Source organism: Streptomyces sp. NBC_01478 (assembly GCF_036227225.1).
Lineage (GTDB): Bacteria > Actinomycetota > Actinomycetes > Streptomycetales > Streptomycetaceae > Streptomyces.
Map to the genome: position 1 here is coordinate 5,198,531 of NZ_CP109444.1, position 16,356 is coordinate 5,214,886.

15 protein-coding genes are annotated in these 16,356 nt (G+C 70.9%); 7 read left to right on the forward strand and 8 right to left on the reverse strand.

Going from position 1 to position 16,356, the window contains the following annotated elements:
- Positions 1-56: 56 nt before the first annotated feature.
- The 6 genes from OG223_RS23245 to OG223_RS23270 form a co-directional block, all read right to left on the reverse strand.
- Positions 57-191, reverse strand: coding sequence for a hypothetical protein (locus tag OG223_RS23245; protein ID WP_329251844.1), 135 nt, complete (start codon positions 189-191; stop codon positions 57-59).
- Between the two features lie 1,955 nt (positions 192-2,146).
- The gene (locus tag OG223_RS23250; protein WP_329251847.1) at positions 2,147-2,845 is read right to left on the reverse strand and encodes a pyridoxine/pyridoxamine 5'-phosphate oxidase; all 699 of its coding nucleotides are present in this window, start codon (positions 2,843-2,845) and stop codon (positions 2,147-2,149) included.
- 10 nt (positions 2,846-2,855) lie between these two features.
- The gene (locus OG223_RS23255; protein ID WP_329265425.1) at positions 2,856-3,716 is read right to left on the reverse strand and encodes a GNAT family N-acetyltransferase; all 861 of its coding nucleotides are present in this window, start codon (positions 3,714-3,716) and stop codon (positions 2,856-2,858) included.
- Positions 3,713-4,312, reverse strand: a complete 600-nt coding sequence (locus OG223_RS23260) for a GNAT family N-acetyltransferase (protein WP_329251850.1) — start codon at positions 4,310-4,312, stop codon at positions 3,713-3,715. Before OG223_RS23260 ends, OG223_RS23255 begins: the two co-directional genes overlap by 4 nt.
- A 12-nt stretch (positions 4,313-4,324) precedes the next feature.
- Entirely contained in the window at positions 4,325-4,753 is a 429-nt protein-coding gene (locus tag OG223_RS23265) for a Zn-ribbon domain-containing OB-fold protein (RefSeq protein WP_443073734.1), read from the reverse strand.
- Positions 4,753-5,202, reverse strand: a complete 450-nt coding sequence (locus OG223_RS23270; RefSeq protein ID WP_329251856.1) for a DoxX family protein — start codon at positions 5,200-5,202, stop codon at positions 4,753-4,755. Before OG223_RS23270 ends, OG223_RS23265 begins: the two co-directional genes overlap by 1 nt.
- Positions 5,203-5,423: 221 nt before the next feature.
- Between OG223_RS23270 and OG223_RS23275 the strand changes: the two genes are divergently transcribed.
- The 4 genes from OG223_RS23275 to OG223_RS23290 all read left to right on the forward strand — a co-directional run bounded on the left by OG223_RS23275 (position 5,424) and on the right by OG223_RS23290 (position 11,651).
- Positions 5,424-7,040: a subtype B tannase gene (locus OG223_RS23275; protein ID WP_329251859.1), complete on the forward strand. Its 1,617-nt coding sequence runs from the start codon at positions 5,424-5,426 to the stop codon at positions 7,038-7,040.
- 270 nt (positions 7,041-7,310) lie between these two features.
- Positions 7,311-8,504, forward strand: coding sequence for a flavin-containing monooxygenase (locus OG223_RS23280; protein ID WP_329251861.1), 1,194 nt, complete (start codon positions 7,311-7,313; stop codon positions 8,502-8,504).
- Positions 8,505-8,631: 127 nt separating this feature from the next.
- Positions 8,632-10,857 carry an acetate--CoA ligase family protein gene (locus OG223_RS23285; RefSeq protein ID WP_329251863.1) on the forward strand — a complete coding sequence of 742 codons (2,226 nt, stop codon included), beginning with the start codon at positions 8,632-8,634 and terminating at the stop codon, positions 10,855-10,857.
- The gene (locus OG223_RS23290; protein WP_329251866.1) at positions 10,854-11,651 is read left to right on the forward strand and encodes an enoyl-CoA hydratase/isomerase family protein; all 798 of its coding nucleotides are present in this window, start codon (positions 10,854-10,856) and stop codon (positions 11,649-11,651) included. Before OG223_RS23285 ends, OG223_RS23290 begins: the two co-directional genes overlap by 4 nt.
- A 22-nt stretch (positions 11,652-11,673) precedes the next feature.
- Here the strand turns inward: OG223_RS23290 and OG223_RS23295 are convergent, their stop codons facing one another.
- Positions 11,674-12,267, reverse strand: coding sequence for an HAD family acid phosphatase (locus OG223_RS23295; protein WP_329251869.1), 594 nt, complete (start codon positions 12,265-12,267; stop codon positions 11,674-11,676).
- Positions 12,268-12,509: 242 nt separating this feature from the next.
- On the opposite strand from OG223_RS23295, the gene OG223_RS23300 reads away from it, so the two are divergent.
- Both OG223_RS23300 and OG223_RS23305 read left to right on the forward strand, forming a co-directional pair.
- On the forward strand, positions 12,510-13,136 hold the full coding sequence (locus OG223_RS23300) for a flavin reductase family protein (RefSeq protein WP_329251872.1): 627 nt from the start codon (positions 12,510-12,512) through the stop codon (positions 13,134-13,136).
- A 110-nt stretch (positions 13,137-13,246) separates the two neighbouring features.
- Entirely contained in the window at positions 13,247-13,801 is a 555-nt protein-coding gene (locus OG223_RS23305) for a VOC family protein (protein WP_329251875.1), read from the forward strand.
- An 81-nt stretch (positions 13,802-13,882) separates the two neighbouring features.
- Here OG223_RS23305 and OG223_RS23310 read toward each other — a convergent pair whose 3' ends face one another.
- Positions 13,883-15,199: an MFS transporter gene (locus OG223_RS23310; protein ID WP_329251877.1), complete on the reverse strand. Its 1,317-nt coding sequence runs from the start codon at positions 15,197-15,199 to the stop codon at positions 13,883-13,885.
- A 71-nt stretch (positions 15,200-15,270) separates the two neighbouring features.
- Between OG223_RS23310 and OG223_RS23315 the strand changes: the two genes are divergently transcribed.
- Positions 15,271-16,350 carry a GlxA family transcriptional regulator gene (locus tag OG223_RS23315; protein WP_329251880.1) on the forward strand — a complete coding sequence of 360 codons (1,080 nt, stop codon included), beginning with the start codon at positions 15,271-15,273 and terminating at the stop codon, positions 16,348-16,350.
- The last annotated feature ends 6 nt before the right edge of the window (positions 16,351-16,356 follow it).

The window sequence follows — 16,356 nt, forward strand, 5'->3', positions numbered from 1 at the left end:
CTGACTCTCTCTGGTCCTTCTGTCAGTAAGTGGTACGTGGTGTCCGGCCGGGCAGTTCAACGGTCGGGGCGGACCGTGATGACGGCTTTGTCGTTGGTCGGGTCCGGGTCGCGGTCGTCGACGTACCAGTCATGGGCCGGGCGCTGGTCCTGGAGGGTCAGGGTGCCTTCGCCCGGGTCGCCGAGGCGCATCGTGAACGTGAGGGTCTGGGTCTTGCCCGGTTTCAGCCCTTCGATGCCGCATCCCCTCCCCCGGCGTACTGCCCTTGGCCGCGACCGGGGAGACACTCCCGCTCCCCGTCGAACTGTCGTAGTCGGAACCCACCTCACACGTCACATGCGTGGGGCTGCCCGTACAGTTCCCGCTCTTCCGCAGTACGACCGCTGGCTCCGCGCCGGGCAGTACGTCCACGGTGAGGGTCTTGCCGTTGTCGGCCGAGAACTCGAAGGGTGCCTTGTCGTGAGGCCCGGAGTTGTCGCCGACGGGACGCAGATAGAACACCTCGGGCGCGGTGATCGAAGGCGCCTTGTCGGTCTTACCGCTGCCACAGGAGGCGAGAGAACCGATCAACACCGCGACTACGACGCCGTCCGCACGCCTCAACGGACGGCGCGGAGGAACTCGGTCCAGGTGATCAGCTCATGCACGTTCGCAGTCTCCCCGCCTTCTCCTCGATGCCAACGCACCCCCTGCCTGCGACTCGACGAAGGCGTGTTGGTGACGATGGTGAGCACCAGTGGACGTTGGGCCACTCGCTTCTTAGCCAGTGTCGGGCTTCCACGGCCCGAGTAAAGGGCGCTCCGCTGCGCTACGCGTCGCCTGCGGCGATGGCCCTGCGGGCCACCCTTGACACGGCCCGCTCCAGCCCGTTTCAGAAGCGAGCGAGCGGCCCGGAGGAATGGGGGGCCGAGGCATGAGTTCCCTTGCCGGTACTGCGTTCTGGGCCGGGGTGGAGGGAGCGCGTTCGCGTCTCGCCTGCACGCCGGGCCGGCTCAGCGGCCAACGGCGAGTGGGGACTTCCCTACGGGACCCCGGACCTGCGGACGCAGGGGCGCGGTCGCGTCTCGCCTGCACGCCGGGCCGGCCCGGCGGCCAATCCCCGGTGGGGACTTCCGGAGCAAGACTCCGGACTGCGGATGCAGGGGCGCGGTCGCGTCTCGCCAGCACGCCGGGTCGGCTCAGCGGCCAACGGCGGGCGGGGACTTCCCTACGAGACCCCGGCCTGCGCGAGCAGAGGTGCGTTCGCGTCTCGTCTGCACACCGGATCGGTTGGCTCAGCGGCCCACGGCCGGTGGCCGGTGGCCGGTGGGTGGTGGCCGGTGGGTGGTGGGTGGTGGGTGGTGGGTGGTGGGTGGTGGGTGGTGGGTGGTGGGTGGTGGGTGGTGGGTGGTGGGTGGTGGGTGGGTGCTGGAGGCTGGGGGTAAAACTAACCACCGTCACGGGCTTTGACCGGTTAGGAAAGACCCCAGCTTCCAGACAGGACACGGTCGGCAGCGGGAAGGAAGACCCGGGGGCGAAGGCTGTGGGGGCCGGGAAATGCCACACCTCGACCCCCGACCGTCACATTGCTGCGGACCGGCACCCCGGGCGAGAGACTCGATCGGCGGACGGGGCCCACCGGCCGGGCCCCCACCAGCCCAGGACAGCCCAGGACGGCCGAGGCCAGCTCAGCGCAGGACCGACCGACTGCCTCAGGCCCACCCTCCTGCCCCGGAACCTCCCTGCCGACCCGGAGCCCTCCTGCCGACCCGCCGTCTTCTTGCGAAGTCCCCACCAGGGGTTGGCCGCCGAGCCGACCCGGCGTGCTGGCGAGGCGCCAGCGCGCCCCTGCGCACGCAGGCCCGGAGTCTTGCTCCGGAAGTCCCCACTCTCCGTTCGCCGCTAAGCCAGCCCGGCGTGCTGGCGAGGCGCGAGCGCGCTCCCTCACCCCGGCCCAGAACGCAGTACCGGCAAGGGAACTCATACCTCGGCCACCCATTCCTCCGGGCCGCTCGCTCGCTTCTCAAACGGGCTGGAGCGGACCGAGTCAAGGGTGGAGCGCAGCGGAATCGGCGCAGCCGACGCGACCGCAGGGAGCGCCCTTTACTCGGGCCGCGGAAGCCCGACACTGACAAAGAAGCGAGTGGCCCAACCCGCACATCACAACTCAGGGCCACAGCAACCCCGTCGACCAACCACCCCGCTCCTCCCGGACATAGCTCAGGCGTACATGCCTCCGTAGCGCATCGCCTTGAAAGAACTCGACCTCGTCCGGAAACACGCGATACAGAGACCAGGACGGGGCCGGCGTCTCCGGTTCTCGTTGGGCTAGTTCCCAGGCTTCTTCCGACGCTCGCGTCAACTCGCCCAAGGAGTAGAGGACTTCGCTCTGGTGGCCGGTCAATGCCGCTGCCAGGGCGCCGGTGGAGTGGGCGTGCAGGTCGGCCTGGGATTCGGTCGGTGTCGCGGGGATGACGGGGCCTCGTAGGCGGACTTGGCGGCCGAGGCGGGGCCAGTAGAAGGAGAGGGCGGCGTAGGGGAAGGTGGTGAGTTGGTGGCCTTTGCGGCTGGTGGTGTGGGTCGCGAAGGACCAGCCGTCGTTGTCCGCGCCGTGGAGCATCACCATCCGTACGTCGGGGAGGCCCCCGCCGTCCGTCTCCGGGTCGCCGTCCCGCGTGGCCAGGGACATCACATGCGGTTCGGTCTCGCCCGCCGCCACCGCCTCCGCGAACCAGGTGGTGAAAAGGGCGAGTGGGGTGTCCGGCGCCGCGGCCGGGTCCAGCGGGGGCAGCTTGGTCACCTCCGGGGCCCACACCCGCAGGGATTTCAGCAGCTCGTGAAGATCCGGTTCCGTTCCCGTTGCCATGGGTCGAGTATCACCGGAAGTCGTATTCGGCGAAGTCCTCCACCGGGCGGTACCCGATCCGCTGGTACAGGGCGTTGCTCGTCGGGTTGGCCAGGTCGGTGAACAGGAGTACCTCCTCAGCGCCCGCCGCCCGCGCGACCCTGCTGACCTCAGCCGTGACCGCACCGGCGTAGCCCCGCCCCCTGAGGTCCGCCGGGGTGTAGACGAGCGCCACCCGGATCTGACCGGCCACCTTCGCCGTGACCCCGGCCATCGACACCGGCGTACCGTCCGCGGTCTCCCAGAACGTGGCCCCGCCGTACGCGAGACGCGCATCGGCCCACTCGCCGGGCCGCAGCTTGGCGCCGACCGCTCCGACCTCCTCGGCGAACTCGACGTACCAGCGCATGAGTTGTTCGCGATCCTTTGCCTTCGCGACTCTCGGGCGGCCCGATGGAGCGGGCTCCTGGATCGTCAACTCACCGAGGCGATAGAGGCGTTGACGCATCTGGAGCTCGGACACGGCTCCGGTCCGCCGTGCCCACGCCTCCGCGAAGGACGCCGCCGTGTCCCGTTCGCCGGTGACTCCCGGCAACTCGTCGCCCCGGTCGGCGAGTTGGACTGCCAGTGCGGTGGCCTCCGCGGGCGCGAGGGCCGTCAGCGTCAAGGGGCCCGGGGGTGTGCAGAAGAAGGCCGCGCATACGGTGCCGTCGCGTTCCAGTACGCCGAAGACCGGGTCGTCCTCGCCGTAGGTGTGGAGCCCCCGTGCGCGCAGCGCGTTCGTCACGGTCAGCGGGACCGTGTGCAGCGCCGGGCGGGAGCGCAGGAAGTCCCCGGCACGGGTGAGGAATTCGTCCAGGTTCTCGGTGATGTGCCAGTCGCCGGCCATCAGAGCCGCACCTCCGGGTCCGTCGCCAGGCGTCCGTGCAGATGTACGTCACGGAACGCGTCCCGTCGGCCCGCCTCGAACATCGCGCCGCGCAGCGTCCCCTCCGCCGGGAAGCCGCAGCGTTCGGCGATGCGGCAGGAGGCGTCGTGGCCGAGGGCGTGGCCCAGTTCGAGGCGGTGCAGGCCCAGGTCGGTCAGGGCCCAGCGGGCGGCGAGGGTCAGTGCGCGGGTCGCGACGCCGTGGCCGCGGGCCTCGGGGAGGATCCAGTAGCCGACGCGGGCGACGCCGAGGACGTGGTCGATGTCGTTGACGCCGATGTGCCCGAGCGTCGTACCGGCGGCCGCGTCCGTGATGCGGTACGACGCGCACACGCCGTCCTGCGCGTCCTCGGCGCGGGAGCGCAGCAGGTCACGGGCGCCGGCGACATCCGTGACCGGACGCAGCGGAGTGTTCCAGCGCTGGAACTCGGGGTCGGACACTCCGCGCAACCAGTCCCTCACATCGCTGTCCGCGTCGGCGTCCCAGGGGCGGAGCCGAAGTCCATGACCGTTCAGCTCGGGAAAGGGGTGCTGCAGAGACCGCTCGCGTATGTGGGCCATCGCGCCATTGAATCAAGCGTCGCGCGCACCGGGTACGTCATTTTCCCGCGGCCTGAACACCGGCACCCCGTCCCGGAACGCCACCTCGACCGGCATTCCGGCCCGTAGTTCGGCGGGTCCGGGCTCCACGATCTCCGTCATCATCCGGGGGCCCTCCGCGAGATCGACCACCGCCGCCACGTACGGCACCCGCTCCCCGAAGGGCAGCAGGTCGTTACGGTGGACGACGGACCAGGTGTAGAGCGTGGCGTGGCCGCTCGCGGGTTCCCAGGTGACGTTGTCGCTCCAGCAGTGGGGGCAGAACTCGCGGGGGTAGTGGTGGGGGCGGCCGCAGTCCGCGCAGCGGCGGATCAGGAGTCGGCCCTGTGCGGCCGCCTCCCAGTAGGTGCGGGTGAACGCGTCCGGCTCGGGAAGGTCGTGGCGCGGGGTCGCGTCGGGCATCAGAACCATCCCAGCGCCGCGTCCACCGACCACACCTGCCAGGACATCGCGAACAGGGCCACGAGGGAGATGAGCGCCATCATCGCGTTCTGCCCCTGCTCCGCCCAGTCGTGGATCATGAGCGTGAAGTAGAGGACGTTGAGGAGCAGGCCTCCGACGAGGGCCGCCGGGGTGAGGAAGCCCGCGATCAGGCCCAGGGCGATCGCCAGCTCCGCGTAGACGACGACGTACGACATCGTCCGCGGGCGCGGCGCCACCATCACGTCGAAGCCCGAACGGACCGCGGTCCAGCGGTGTTTGGCCGCGACGTCGGCCGCCCAGGCGATGCCCGTGCCGCGCTCGAACCACGCCTTCTTGTCCTTGTGCCGCCAGCTCTCCAGCCACCACAGCCCGAGTCCTATGCGGAGGACCGCGAGCCAGTCCGCTCCGCTGAGCCAGATCGCATCCATAAATCTGACGGTACGTCAGAAGCTGAAGAAAGCCGAGAGGCAGCCATGGAATTCCTGTGGTCCGGCCGTGCCGCTGTGGGTCCCCCATGAATCCCCGGCAGATTGTTGACGATTTTGTTCATCGACGAATACGTTCGCAAGCGCAAGGTCAGGAAGAAGTGGTCGGGAAGACGAGAGGCAGCACGGTGAAGCACAGGGCAGTGAAGCGCAGGACGGTAGTCATGGGCTTGGGCGCGACAGCCGGTGTCGCGGCGGTCGGTGGCATCGCACTCAGCGCGAACGCCTCGAGTGACTCGAAGTCCTCGTCCTCCTCGTCGTCCTCGTCGGGCTCCCTGGTCTTCGACCCGGACGCCTACACGAAGCTGACGAAGACCGTCACGGACACCGAGGGCACCGAGCACACGGTCGTCTACCACTTCTGGAAGGCGATCACGTACGTCGCCAAGCCGGTCGACGCCACGTATCAGTCGCTGATCGTCAGCTCCCCGGTGGAGATCGACGGCAAGGCGGTCGACGCGAGCAACGCGCCGATCCTGCTCGCCAACTCCATCGGCGGCTATCTGCCCGCCTCCGTCGCGACCGCCACCGAGGTCGGCGGCGGCGGTTCGGCGATGGGCGGCGGCGCGGCCCCCAGCGGCGCCCCCAGCGCGTCCGCGTCTGCGTCCGCAAGCGCGAGCGCCGCCGCCCCCGGCGCCAACGGCAACACCAACGCCACCGGCGGCGCGACCTCCAGCAACCAGCTCCTCGCGCTGGCCGCCGGCTACGTCGTCATCGAGCCCGGCGCCCGCGGCCGTACCCTCAAGAACTCCAGTGGCGAGTACTACGGCACCGCCCCGGCCGCGATCGTCGACCTCAAGGCCGCCGTCCGGTACGTCAAGTCCAACAAGGGGCGCATCCCGGGCAACGTCGAGCGGATAGTATCCGCCGGGACCAGTGCCGGCGGCGCGCTGTCCTCGCTGCTCGGTGCCTCCGGTGACAGCCCGATCTACGACACCTACCTGAAGGGGATCGGCGCCGCCGACGCCTCCGACGCGATCTTCGCGACCGGCGCCTGGTGCCCGATCACCGACCTGGAGCACGCCGACGGCGCCTACGAGTGGAACTGGAGCGCCAACAACCTGAGCACCGGCAAGCTCGTCGACCAGACGGTCTCCAAGGCGCTGCAGGCACAGTTCGCCGAGTACCAGGCCGGGTTGAAGCTGCGCGGCCTGGGCGGCTTCGGTCCGCTGAACGCCCGCAACCTCGACGCGTACATGGTCGAGCAGTACCTGGAGCCGTCGGCGACCACCTACCTCGCCGCCCTCTCCGACTCCGCCCGCGCGACCTACCTGAAGGCCAACACCTTCATCACCTGGGACGGGAGCGAAGCCACCTTCACCTGGGCCGACTTCCTCGTCCACGTCGGCGCCCGCAAGAAGGACACCCCCGCCTTCGACGCCTTCGACCTGTCCGCCGGCGAGAACAACGAGTTCGGCACGGGCACGACCCTGGCCCGCCACTTCACGGCGTACGGCGCGAAGAACGACTCGACGGGACTCGCCAGCAAGCGCGTCGCCAGCGACGTCCCCGCGAAGCTCGACCTGATGAACCCGATGTTCCACCTGGTCGAGAAGGTCAACCCGAACCGTTCCAAGCACTGGTGGATCCGCCTCGGCACCAAGGACTCGGACACCTCGCTGACGGTCGCCGCCAACCTCGCCGCCCGCCTCGACAACCTGGGCGACGACGTGAACCACATCTACTACTGGGACGAGGGCCACGGCGCCAACACCGACCCGGGCGACTTCATCACCTGGATCGCGAAGGTCACCGGCTACCGGGGCCCGAAGAAGAAGTAGCCCCCGGCCTCCGACAGGCCCCCAGGACGCGGTGCCGGTTTCCCGTCATACATTCCGGTCACCGCCCCACGACGCCGAGTCCCTCCGCGCACGGTGCGGGCTCGGCGTCGTGGCTTTTCCGGACCCGCATCCGCCACCCGCATCCACCCCTCACAACCAGAGGCTCTACGCCACCGATCTCACCCGGTCCTCCACACCCGTGATCAATCCGCAACCAATTCCGGGCTTGACCGAGACCCATCAACGTGGGACGTGATTACGCTCGCGCTCATGGCCGACTCCCCAGCGTCCCCGACCCCGGCGCCGCAGAACCACGCAGACCGCCCCGTGTACGTCATCGGCGGCGGCCCCGGCGGACTCGCCGCCGCGTACGCGCTGCGCGCGCAGGGCATCCGTGCCGTCGTACTGGAGAAGTCGGACCGGGTCGGAGCGTCCTGGCGCGGCCACTACGACCGCCTGCACCTGCACACCACCCGTCGGCTGTCGGGGCTGCCCGGACTCACGATGCCGCGCCGGTTCGGCCGCTGGGTCTCGCGGGACGACGTGGTGCGTTATCTGGAGAAGTACGCCGAGGTCCACGAGCTGGAGATCGTCACCGGCGTCGAGGTCTCCCGCATCGAGCGCTCGGCCGACAACACCGGCTGGCTGCTGCACGCCACCGGCGGCCGTGAGCTGACCGGCCGCGCGGTCGTCGTCGCCACCGGCACCAACCACACCCCCCGGATCCCCGACTGGCCCGGCCGCGACACCTACACCGGCGAACTCCTGCACGCCGCCGACTACCGCAACGCCCAGCCCTTCGCCGGCCGGGACGTCCTGGTCGTCGGCGTCGGCAACACGGGTGCGGAGATCGCCGTGGACCTGGTGGAGGGCGGCGCGTCCCGCGTCCGGCTCGCCGTCCGCACGGTTCCGCACATCCTGCGCCGCTCGACCGCGGGCTGGGCGGCCCAGTACACGGGCATTCTCGTACGACGGCTGCCGGTCCGTCTGGTCGACCGGCTCGCGGGGCCGGTGGCCAAGCTGACCATGCCGGACCTGACGGAGCAGGGGCTGCCGCGCCCCGACACCGGGCTGTACAGCCGGGTCAAGGAGGGGTCGATCCCCGTGCAGGACGTCGGGCTCATCGACGCGGTGCGCAAGGGGAAGGTCGAGGTCGTGGCGACCGTGGAGAGCTTCGAGGACGGCAAGGTGGTCCTCGCCGGCGGCGACCGCATCGGTCCCGACGCGGTGATCGCGGCCACCGGATACCTCCGCTCCCTGGAGCAACTCGTCGGCCACCTGGGCGTGTTGGACGCCCGCGGCAAGCCGGTCGTGAACGGCCCGCACACCCCGAAGGACGCGCCCGGCCTGTACTTCACCGGCTTCACCAACCCCATCAGCGGCATGTTCCGCGAACTGGCCATCGACGCGGAGAAGATCGCGAAGTCGGTCGCCAAGAGCGTGCGCAAGGGCCAACTGGCTTAGGGATTCCGCGCCGCGAACCGAGGCATCTGCGTTCTTTGCGTGCACGACAGTTCCTGACGCAGTGTCAGTTCAGTAATCTGACACTGCGTCAGTTGACTTTGCCGTCATACAGGAGCGGGGCGGACCGATGCTTGGATCAACCCACGGCACCCTCACCACCGACTCCCGCCGGGCCCGGGTCATCGCCTGCGGTGAGCAACCCGGCCCCGCCGTCCACGGCAGGCCCGCCGACGTCGACGATCTCGACGTCGGCGGACGGCCGTTGTACGCCGACGTACCCGATCTGGACCGCTTCTTCCGCCCCGAGTCGGTCGCCGTGATCGGCGCCTCGGATGCGGAGGGACGCCCGAACACGGGCATCACCCGCCAACTCATGGCCTGGGCAGGGCGGGTGGGGGCCCGTCTCCACCCGGTGCACCCCACTCGCGCCACGGTCTTCGGCGTCCCCTGCTTCCCCTCCATCTCCGATCTTCCCGAACAGGTCGACCTGGCCGTGGTGTTGGTGGCCGACCCGCTCCCCGTGATCGAGCGACTCGCCGAGGCGAAGGTGAAGTTCGCGGTCGCCTTCGCGTCCGGCTTCGCCGAGACGGGCGAGGCCGGCGCCCTGGCCCAGGCCCAACTCGCCGCCGCCGTCGGCCGGTCGGGGCTCCGACTCCTCGGTCCGAACACCAACCTCAACGCCTTCGAGAACTTCCGCGAGGACCTCGACGGCCCCGCGATCGCCCTCATCACCCAGTCCGGCCACCAGGGCCGCCCGGTCTTCGCGCTCCAGGAACTCGGCATCCGCCTCTCCCACTGGGCCCCCACCGGCAACGAGGCCGACCTGGAGACCGCCGACTTCATCTCCTACTTCGCCGAGCGCCCCGAAGTGGGCGCCATCGCCTGCTACGTGGAGGGTCTCAAGGACGGCCGTTCCTTTCTCCTCGCCGCCGACCGCGCCGCCCGCCGCAAGGTCCCGGTGATCGCGGTCAAGGTCGGCCGCACCGAGACCGGCGCCCGCACGGCCGCGTCCCACACCGGCAAACTCACCGGCGCGGACACGGTGGTGGACGCGGCGATGCGTCAGTTCGGCGTGATCCGCGTCGACGGCCTGGACGAACTCCAGGACACCGCCGCCCTGTTGGCGCGGGCGAAGGCCCCCTCGGCCGACGGGGTGGTCGTGTACTCGATCTCCGGCGGCACGGGCGCCCACTTCGCCGACCTGGCGAGCCAGGCGGGTCTGCATCTCCCGCAACTGTCGGAGGCCAAGCAGGCCGAACTCCACGAGTGGATACCGCCGTACCTGAGCGTGGCGAACCCGGTCGACAACGGCGGTCACCCGGTGGGCGACTGGCGCGGCCGGAAGATCATCGACGCGATCCTCGACGACCCGGAGGTCGGGGTGCTGGTGTGTCCGATCACCGGCCCGTTCCCGCCGCTCAGCGACCACCTGGTGGCGGACCTGGTGGCCGCGGCCGAGCGCACGGACAAGCTGGTGTGCGTGGTGTGGGGCTCACCGGTCGGCACCGAACCGGCGTACCGCGAAGTGCTGTTGGGCTCGTCGCGAGTGGCCACCTTCCGCACCGTGGGCAACTGCATCACCGCGCTGCGCGCCTACTTCTCCCACCACCGCTTCGTCCGCGCCTACCGCTCCCCCTTCGACGAGGCCCCCCGCACCGTCTCCCCCTCCTTCCGCAAGGCCCAGGCCCTGATGCGCCCCGGCCAGCAACTGAGCGAGCACGCGGCGAAGCAACTGCTCCGGGCCTACGGCATCCGGGTCCCGCGCGAGCAGTTGGTGACCAGCGCGGCAGCGGCCGTACGGGCGGCGGGGCTGGTGGGGTATCCGGTGGTGATGAAGGCGTCGGGCGGGGAGATCGCGCACAAGACGGAGCTCGGCCTGGTGAAGGTAGGGCTGACGTCGGCCAGCCAAGTCCGGGACGCCTACCGAGAGTTGACGGACATCGCGCGCTACGAGGACGTGACCCTCGACGGTGTCCTCGTCTGCCAGATGGTCGAACGGGGCGTCGAGATGGTCGTCGGCGTCACCCAGGACGAGCTGTTCGGGCCGACGGTGACGGTCGGGCTGGGCGGGGTCCTGGTGGAGGTGTTGCGGGACGTGGCGGTACGGGTGCCGCCGTTCGGCGAGGACCAGGCGGCCGAGATGCTCGGCGAGTTGCGCGGGCGGCCGTTGCTCGACGGGGTACGGGGGCGACCGCCGGCCGACCTGGACGCACTGGTGGAGGTGATCCTGCGCGTGCAGCGGATGGCCCTCGAACTGGGCGATGTGCTCTGCGAGTTGGACATCAACCCGCTGATGGTGCTGCCCCGGGGGCAGGGCGCGGTGGCGTTGGACGCGCTGGCGGTGTGCCGATGAGTGAGCCCACTGCCGAGGTCGTGCACACCGTCGCGGGGCAGGTCGCGTACCTCACCCTCAACCGGCCCGAGGCGCTGAACGCGATCACCCCGGCCCAACGGGAGCGCCTGATAAGCCTGTTGGCCGAGGCGTCGGCGGACCCCTCCGTACGGGCGGTGGTCCTCACCGGCACCGGACGCGGCTTCTGCGCGGGCGCGGATCTGCGCGGCGGGGCAGCGGGCGAGGAGCGGATCGCCGGTGATGTCGCCCGCGTGATCCGCCAGGGCGCGCAACGCCTGATCGCCGCCGTCCTGGACTGCGAGAAACCGGTGATCGCCGCGGTGAACGGCACGGCGGCAGGCCTGGGCGCCCATCTGGCCCTGGCCTGCGATCTCGTACTGGCCGCGGAGTCGGCGCGGTTCATCGAGGTGTTCGTCCGGCGCGGCCTGGTCCCGGACGGCGGCGGCGCGTATCTGCTGCCCCGGCTGATCGGCCCACAGCGCGCGAAGGAGCTGATGTTCTTCGGCGACGCGCTGACCGCGCCGGACGCGGAACGGCTCGGCCTCGTCAACAGGGTCGTACCGGACGGGGAGTTGGAGAAGACGGCCCGGGAGTGGGCCGAACGCCTGGCCACCGGCCCGACCCGGGCCCTCGCCCTCACCAAGCAGCTCGTCAACGCGTCCCTGGACGGCGACCGTACGACCGCCTTCGCGGCGGAGGCGGCGGCCCAGGAGATCAACATGACGACGGAGGACGCGCGGGAGGGCGTGGCGAGCTTCGTGGAGCGCAGGAGCCCCGAGTACCGGGGGCGGTGACCCGGGGCGCCCACCGGGGTCGTCAGTCCAACAGGCCGTCGTAGTCCGGGAGTTTGTACGTCGTGTCGGCGTAGCCGCCTGTCAGGTCGGTCGTGTTGTTGCCGATGTTGGCGATGATGTCGTAGCCGTTCGCCTCGATCGCCTTGCGCTGCGAGGTCTTGAAGTCGGCGATGGACTCGGTCAGCAACTGGGCGACCGTGCGGGCGTAGAGGCCGTCGACGGTGTAGCCGACCGAGGTCAGGTTGGACTTGGTGACCACGTTGAAGAGGTTGCTGCGGGCGCTGACGAAGAAGACGCTGATGCCCTTGGCGTGTGCGTCCTGGGCGAGGGCGAGGACCGGCGGGGTGGCGGGGGGCGTGATGCCGCCCTCGAAGTAGGTCTCCAGCGAGGTGTTGTCGATGTCGAGGACGATCGCCTGCTTGGCGCCCGAGGTGTTGGCGGCGGCGCGGGAGTCGATGTAGGTCTGCGCGGGGCCGGTGACGGCGGCGACGTCGGCCAGCCACTGGGACTCGGTCACGGTCGAGTCGGCGGCCTGCGCGGGCAGGGCGGCGGCGAGCGCGAGAGCGACGCCGGCCACGGCGGCCAGGGCGCCGCCGCGTGCGGTGAGACGGTTCATCGGGTGCGGGCTCCTCAAGTCACGGCAGCCCACCGGTGGTTACCGGGAGCGGTCGTTCCGCAACACTGCTGACGGCGGGTGTGCCGGAGGTGACTTCAGGGGGTCCGTGCGGCGACGTGACTCCCATGTTCTGCCCGGGAAGCTGTGAATCGGCCGTCAAGGCAGGCGTCCGGGCAAGCCGGGGCAGGCACGGGCGCGCACCCCTTCCTATCTGATGAACCGTCAGCTTCAATGGGTGGGTGATGGGACAAGCAGGGGCCGCAGCGGCCGCCGTCCGCTACCTCAGGTCGGCCGGCTCGGCCGGGTCTGCCGGAAGCGCTCCGGCCGCGCAGCCTGTCGAGGCGCTGCCGCGGCCGGAGCTCCGGTGCGTCGCGGACGACGAGCGGGCACCGGTCGACCCGGGTGAATTCCGGCGCGTACTGGGCAACTTCGCGACCGGCGTGACCGTGATCACCGCCCCCGCGGCCACCGGCGAGCCCGGCCCGGCCGGCTTCGCCTGCCAGTCCTTCTCCGCCCTCTCCCTCGACCCGCCGCTCGTCGTCTTCATGGTCGGCCGCACCTCCACGACCTGGCCCCGCATCGCCCGCGCCGGCGTCTTCTGCGTCAACGTACTCGGCGCCCACCAGGGCGAGTTGTGCCGCGGCTTCGCGGTCAGCGGCACGGACAAGTTCGCCGGCGTGCCGTACGACACCTCCCCCGTCTCCGGCTCCCCGCGCCTCACCGGCACCGCGGCCTGGGTCGACTGCACGATCCACGCGGTGCACACCGGGGGCGACCATCTGATCGTGGTGGGACGGGTGGACGGGCTCGGGGTGGCGGGCGACGGGGACGCGGCTCCGCTGCTGTTCCACCGGGGCCGGTTTCTCTGAACGTCACCAGGACAGGAGCCGAGCGGTCGCCAGTAGGACAGAAGCCGGCCTAACCCGCCCCTACCGTCGCGCCGACAGCCGAACATCCGGCAGCGACGAAGGGCACCCCGATGACCGACCGACAGCACACCCATGCCGATGCCTCCTCCGCGCCGGACGGCTACACCACCGTCGCGCCCTGGGTCGTCACCGACGACACCGGAGCCTTTCTCGACTTCGTCGCCGCCGCGTTCGGCGGGGAGGAGCTGGGGCGGGTGGTGACCGAGGGCGGGGCGATCGGGCACGGGGAGATCCGGGTCGGGGACACCGTCGTGCTGGCCTTCGACCGAAGCCCGGACTGGCCCGTGCTGCCGAGCCTGCTGCGCGTGTTCGTGCCCGACGCTGACCAGGCCTTCGCCCGGGCCGTCGACGCCGGCGCCCAGGTCGTCACCCCCCTCGCCAATCACGCCTTCGGACAGCGCGGCGGCCGGGTCAAGGACCCCTTCGGCACCATCTGGTGGGTGGTCGCCCAGGTGGAGGACGTCCCCGAGGCCGAGATGTGGGAACGGCTGCGGCAACCCGAGTACGCCGAGGCCATGCGCGTCGCCCAGGAGACCTTCGACGCCGAACTCAGCGGCCGGGGCCACGGCCGGAGCAGCGCGCCCGTACGGACGACGACCGGCTGACCGGCTGACCGGCTGACCGGCTCACGGACAGGGCAGTCGGCCGGCTGACGGACAGGGCAGGGCAGGGCAGCCGGCCCCTCCTCATGCCGCCACCGCCACCGCCCCCACCGTGGGCATCGCACCCCGGCGCCGGATCACCAGCGCCATCAGCGCCGCCACCGCGCACAGCGCCCCCGACACGTACCAGACCATGTCGTACGACCCGAACGCGTCCCGTGCGACCCCACCCAGGAAGGCGACCAGCGCCGCGCCGATCTGGTGCGAGGCGAGGACCCAGCCGAAGACGATCGCGCTGTCCTCGCCGTACTGCTCGCGGCACAGGGCGAGGGTGGGCGGGACCGTGGCGACCCAGTCGAGGCCGTAGAAGACGATGAAGAAGAGCATCGGGGGGTGGACTGTGGGGGCCAGCAGCATGGGAAGGAAGAGGAGGGAGATGCCGCGCAGGGCGTAGTAGACGGCGAGCAGGCGGCGGGGTTCGAAGCGGTCGGTGAACCAGCCGGAGGCGATCGTGCCGACGACGTCGAAGACGCCGATCACCGCGAGCAGCGAGGCCGCCGCCGTGATGGGCATGCCGTGGTCGTGGGCGGCGGGCACGAAGTGGGTCTGGATCAGGCCGTTCGTGGACGCGCCGCAGATCGCGAAGGTGCCGGCCAGCAGCCAGAACGGGCCGGTGCGGACCGCCTTGAAGAGCACGGTGACCGTACGGCGGGCCGCGCCCGTGACCGGTTCCGGCTTCGGTACGAACTCCGGTGCGCCGTACGGCTTCGCGCCCACGTCCGCCGGGTGGTCCCGCAGCAGGAGCCAGACGAAGGGCACGACCGCGAGGGCGGCGAGGGACACGGTCACCGCCGCCGGTCGCCAACTGTGCTCCTCGACTATCCAGGACAGCAGCGGCAGGAAGATCAGTTGACCGGACGCCGAGGCGGCGGTGAGGATGCCGGTGACCAGGCCCTTCCGCGTGGTGAACCAGCGGTTGGTGACCGTCGCGGCGAACGCGAGCGCCATCGAACCGCTGCCCAGACCCACCAACAGGCCCCAGCACAGCAGCAGTTGCCACGGCGCCGTCATCCACACCGTCAGGCCCGAGCCCAGCGCGATCACGGTCAGCGCGACCGCGACCACCCGCCGGATGCCGAAGCGGTCCATCAGCGCCGCCGCGAAGGGGGCCGTCAGCCCGTACAGCGCGAGGTTGATGGAGGCCGCGGCCCCGATCGTGCCCCGCGACCAGCCGAACTCCTGGTGCAGCGGATCGATCAGCAGCCCGGGCAGCGAGCGGAAGGCCGCAGCGCCGATGATCGTCACGAAGGTGACGGCGGCGACGAACCATGCGCGATGGATGCGCCGTCGGGTGGGCCGAGGCCCGCTCAGGGCGGTGGCGGCTTCGCTTGTCTGGGTCACGACATACAGCTTCCGGCCTCTCCCCTTTCCGAGCCACTGGCCCGAAGGACAGCATTCGCTAGGATTGGGCCATGAGCCGTGAACCCGAGTCCGAGCCGGAGTACCGCCCGCACCGCGTCGTCGTCCTCGCCCTCGACGGTCTCCTCCCCTTCGAGCTGGGCATCCCGCACCGCATCTTCGGCCGTCCCCGGGACGCCGAGGGACGGCTGCTGTACGAGGTCGTCACCTGCTCGGTCCGCCCGCCCGGCCCGGTCGACACCGACGCCGACTTCGCCATCCAGGTCCCGAACGGCCCGGAGGCCCTGGCCACCGCCGACACGGTGATCGTCCCGGCGTCGTACGAACTCGGCCCGGTCTTCGAGCAGGGCGTCCTCACCCCCGAACTCGCCGCCGCCCTCGCCCGCATCCGCCCCGGCACCCGCCTCGCCTCCATCTGCACCGGCGTCTACGTCCTCGCCGCCGCCGGCCTCCTCGACGGCCGCCCCGCCACCACGCACTGGGCCGACGCCGAACGCTTCCAGGAGCTGTTCCCGCAGATCGAGGTCGACGCGGACGTCCTGTTCATCGACGACGGCGACGTCCTCACCTCCGCCGGTGTCGCCGCCGGCATCGACCTGTGCCTGCACATGGTGCGCCGCGATCACGGCACCGCGATCGCCAACGACGTCGCCCGCCGCACCGTCGTACCGCCCCACCGCGACGGCGGCCAGGCGCAGTACATCCACCGCCCGGTCCCGGACCCGCAGGTGGCGACCACGACCGCCGCCCGCGCCTGGGCCCTGGCCCGCCTCCACGAACCCATCCAACTCCGGGACATGGCCGAGCAGGAGGCGATGTCCGTCCGCACCTTCACCCGCCGCTTCCGCGAGGAGGTCGGCATCAGCCCCGGCCAGTGGCTCACCCAGCAACGCGTCGAACGCGCCCGTCACCTCCTCGAATCCACCGACCTCTCCATGGACCAGGTCGCCACGGACGCCGGCTTCGGCACGGCCCAGTCCATGCGCCAGCACGTCCAGACGGCCCTCGGCGTCACTCCGACCGGCTACCGCCGCACCTTCCGCACGGGAGCGACGGGAACAGCGCGCGCAGCAACCGGGGCCTCCACCGACTCCGACTCCGAGCACTACGGCAGGGTCGGCGCCCTCAACTGACCGATC

Coding starts and splice junctions, on each gene's coding strand:
- OG223_RS23245 (WP_329251844.1), bottom strand. CDS start 191: ATGCGCCTCGGCGACCCGGGCGAAGGCACCCTGACCCTCCAGGACCAG.
- OG223_RS23250 (WP_329251847.1), bottom strand. CDS start 2,845: ATGGCAACGGGAACGGAACCGGATCTTCACGAGCTGCTGAAATCCCTG.
- OG223_RS23270 (WP_329251856.1), bottom strand. CDS start 5,202: ATGGATGCGATCTGGCTCAGCGGAGCGGACTGGCTCGCGGTCCTCCGC.
- OG223_RS23315 (WP_329251880.1), top strand. CDS start 15,271: ATGAGCCGTGAACCCGAGTCCGAGCCGGAGTACCGCCCGCACCGCGTC.
- OG223_RS23260 (WP_329251850.1), bottom strand. CDS start 4,312: ATGGCCCACATACGCGAGCGGTCTCTGCAGCACCCCTTTCCCGAGCTG.
- OG223_RS23300 (WP_329251872.1), top strand. CDS start 12,510: ATGGGACAAGCAGGGGCCGCAGCGGCCGCCGTCCGCTACCTCAGGTCG.
- OG223_RS23265 (WP_443073734.1), bottom strand. CDS start 4,753: ATGCCCGACGCGACCCCGCGCCACGACCTTCCCGAGCCGGACGCGTTC.
- OG223_RS23290 (WP_329251866.1), top strand. CDS start 10,854: ATGAGTGAGCCCACTGCCGAGGTCGTGCACACCGTCGCGGGGCAGGTC.
- OG223_RS23305 (WP_329251875.1), top strand. CDS start 13,247: ATGACCGACCGACAGCACACCCATGCCGATGCCTCCTCCGCGCCGGAC.
- OG223_RS23295 (WP_329251869.1), bottom strand. CDS start 12,267: ATGAACCGTCTCACCGCACGCGGCGGCGCCCTGGCCGCCGTGGCCGGC.
- OG223_RS23275 (WP_329251859.1), top strand. CDS start 5,424: ATGGGCTTGGGCGCGACAGCCGGTGTCGCGGCGGTCGGTGGCATCGCA.
- OG223_RS23280 (WP_329251861.1), top strand. CDS start 7,311: ATGGCCGACTCCCCAGCGTCCCCGACCCCGGCGCCGCAGAACCACGCA.
- OG223_RS23285 (WP_329251863.1), top strand. CDS start 8,632: ATGCTTGGATCAACCCACGGCACCCTCACCACCGACTCCCGCCGGGCC.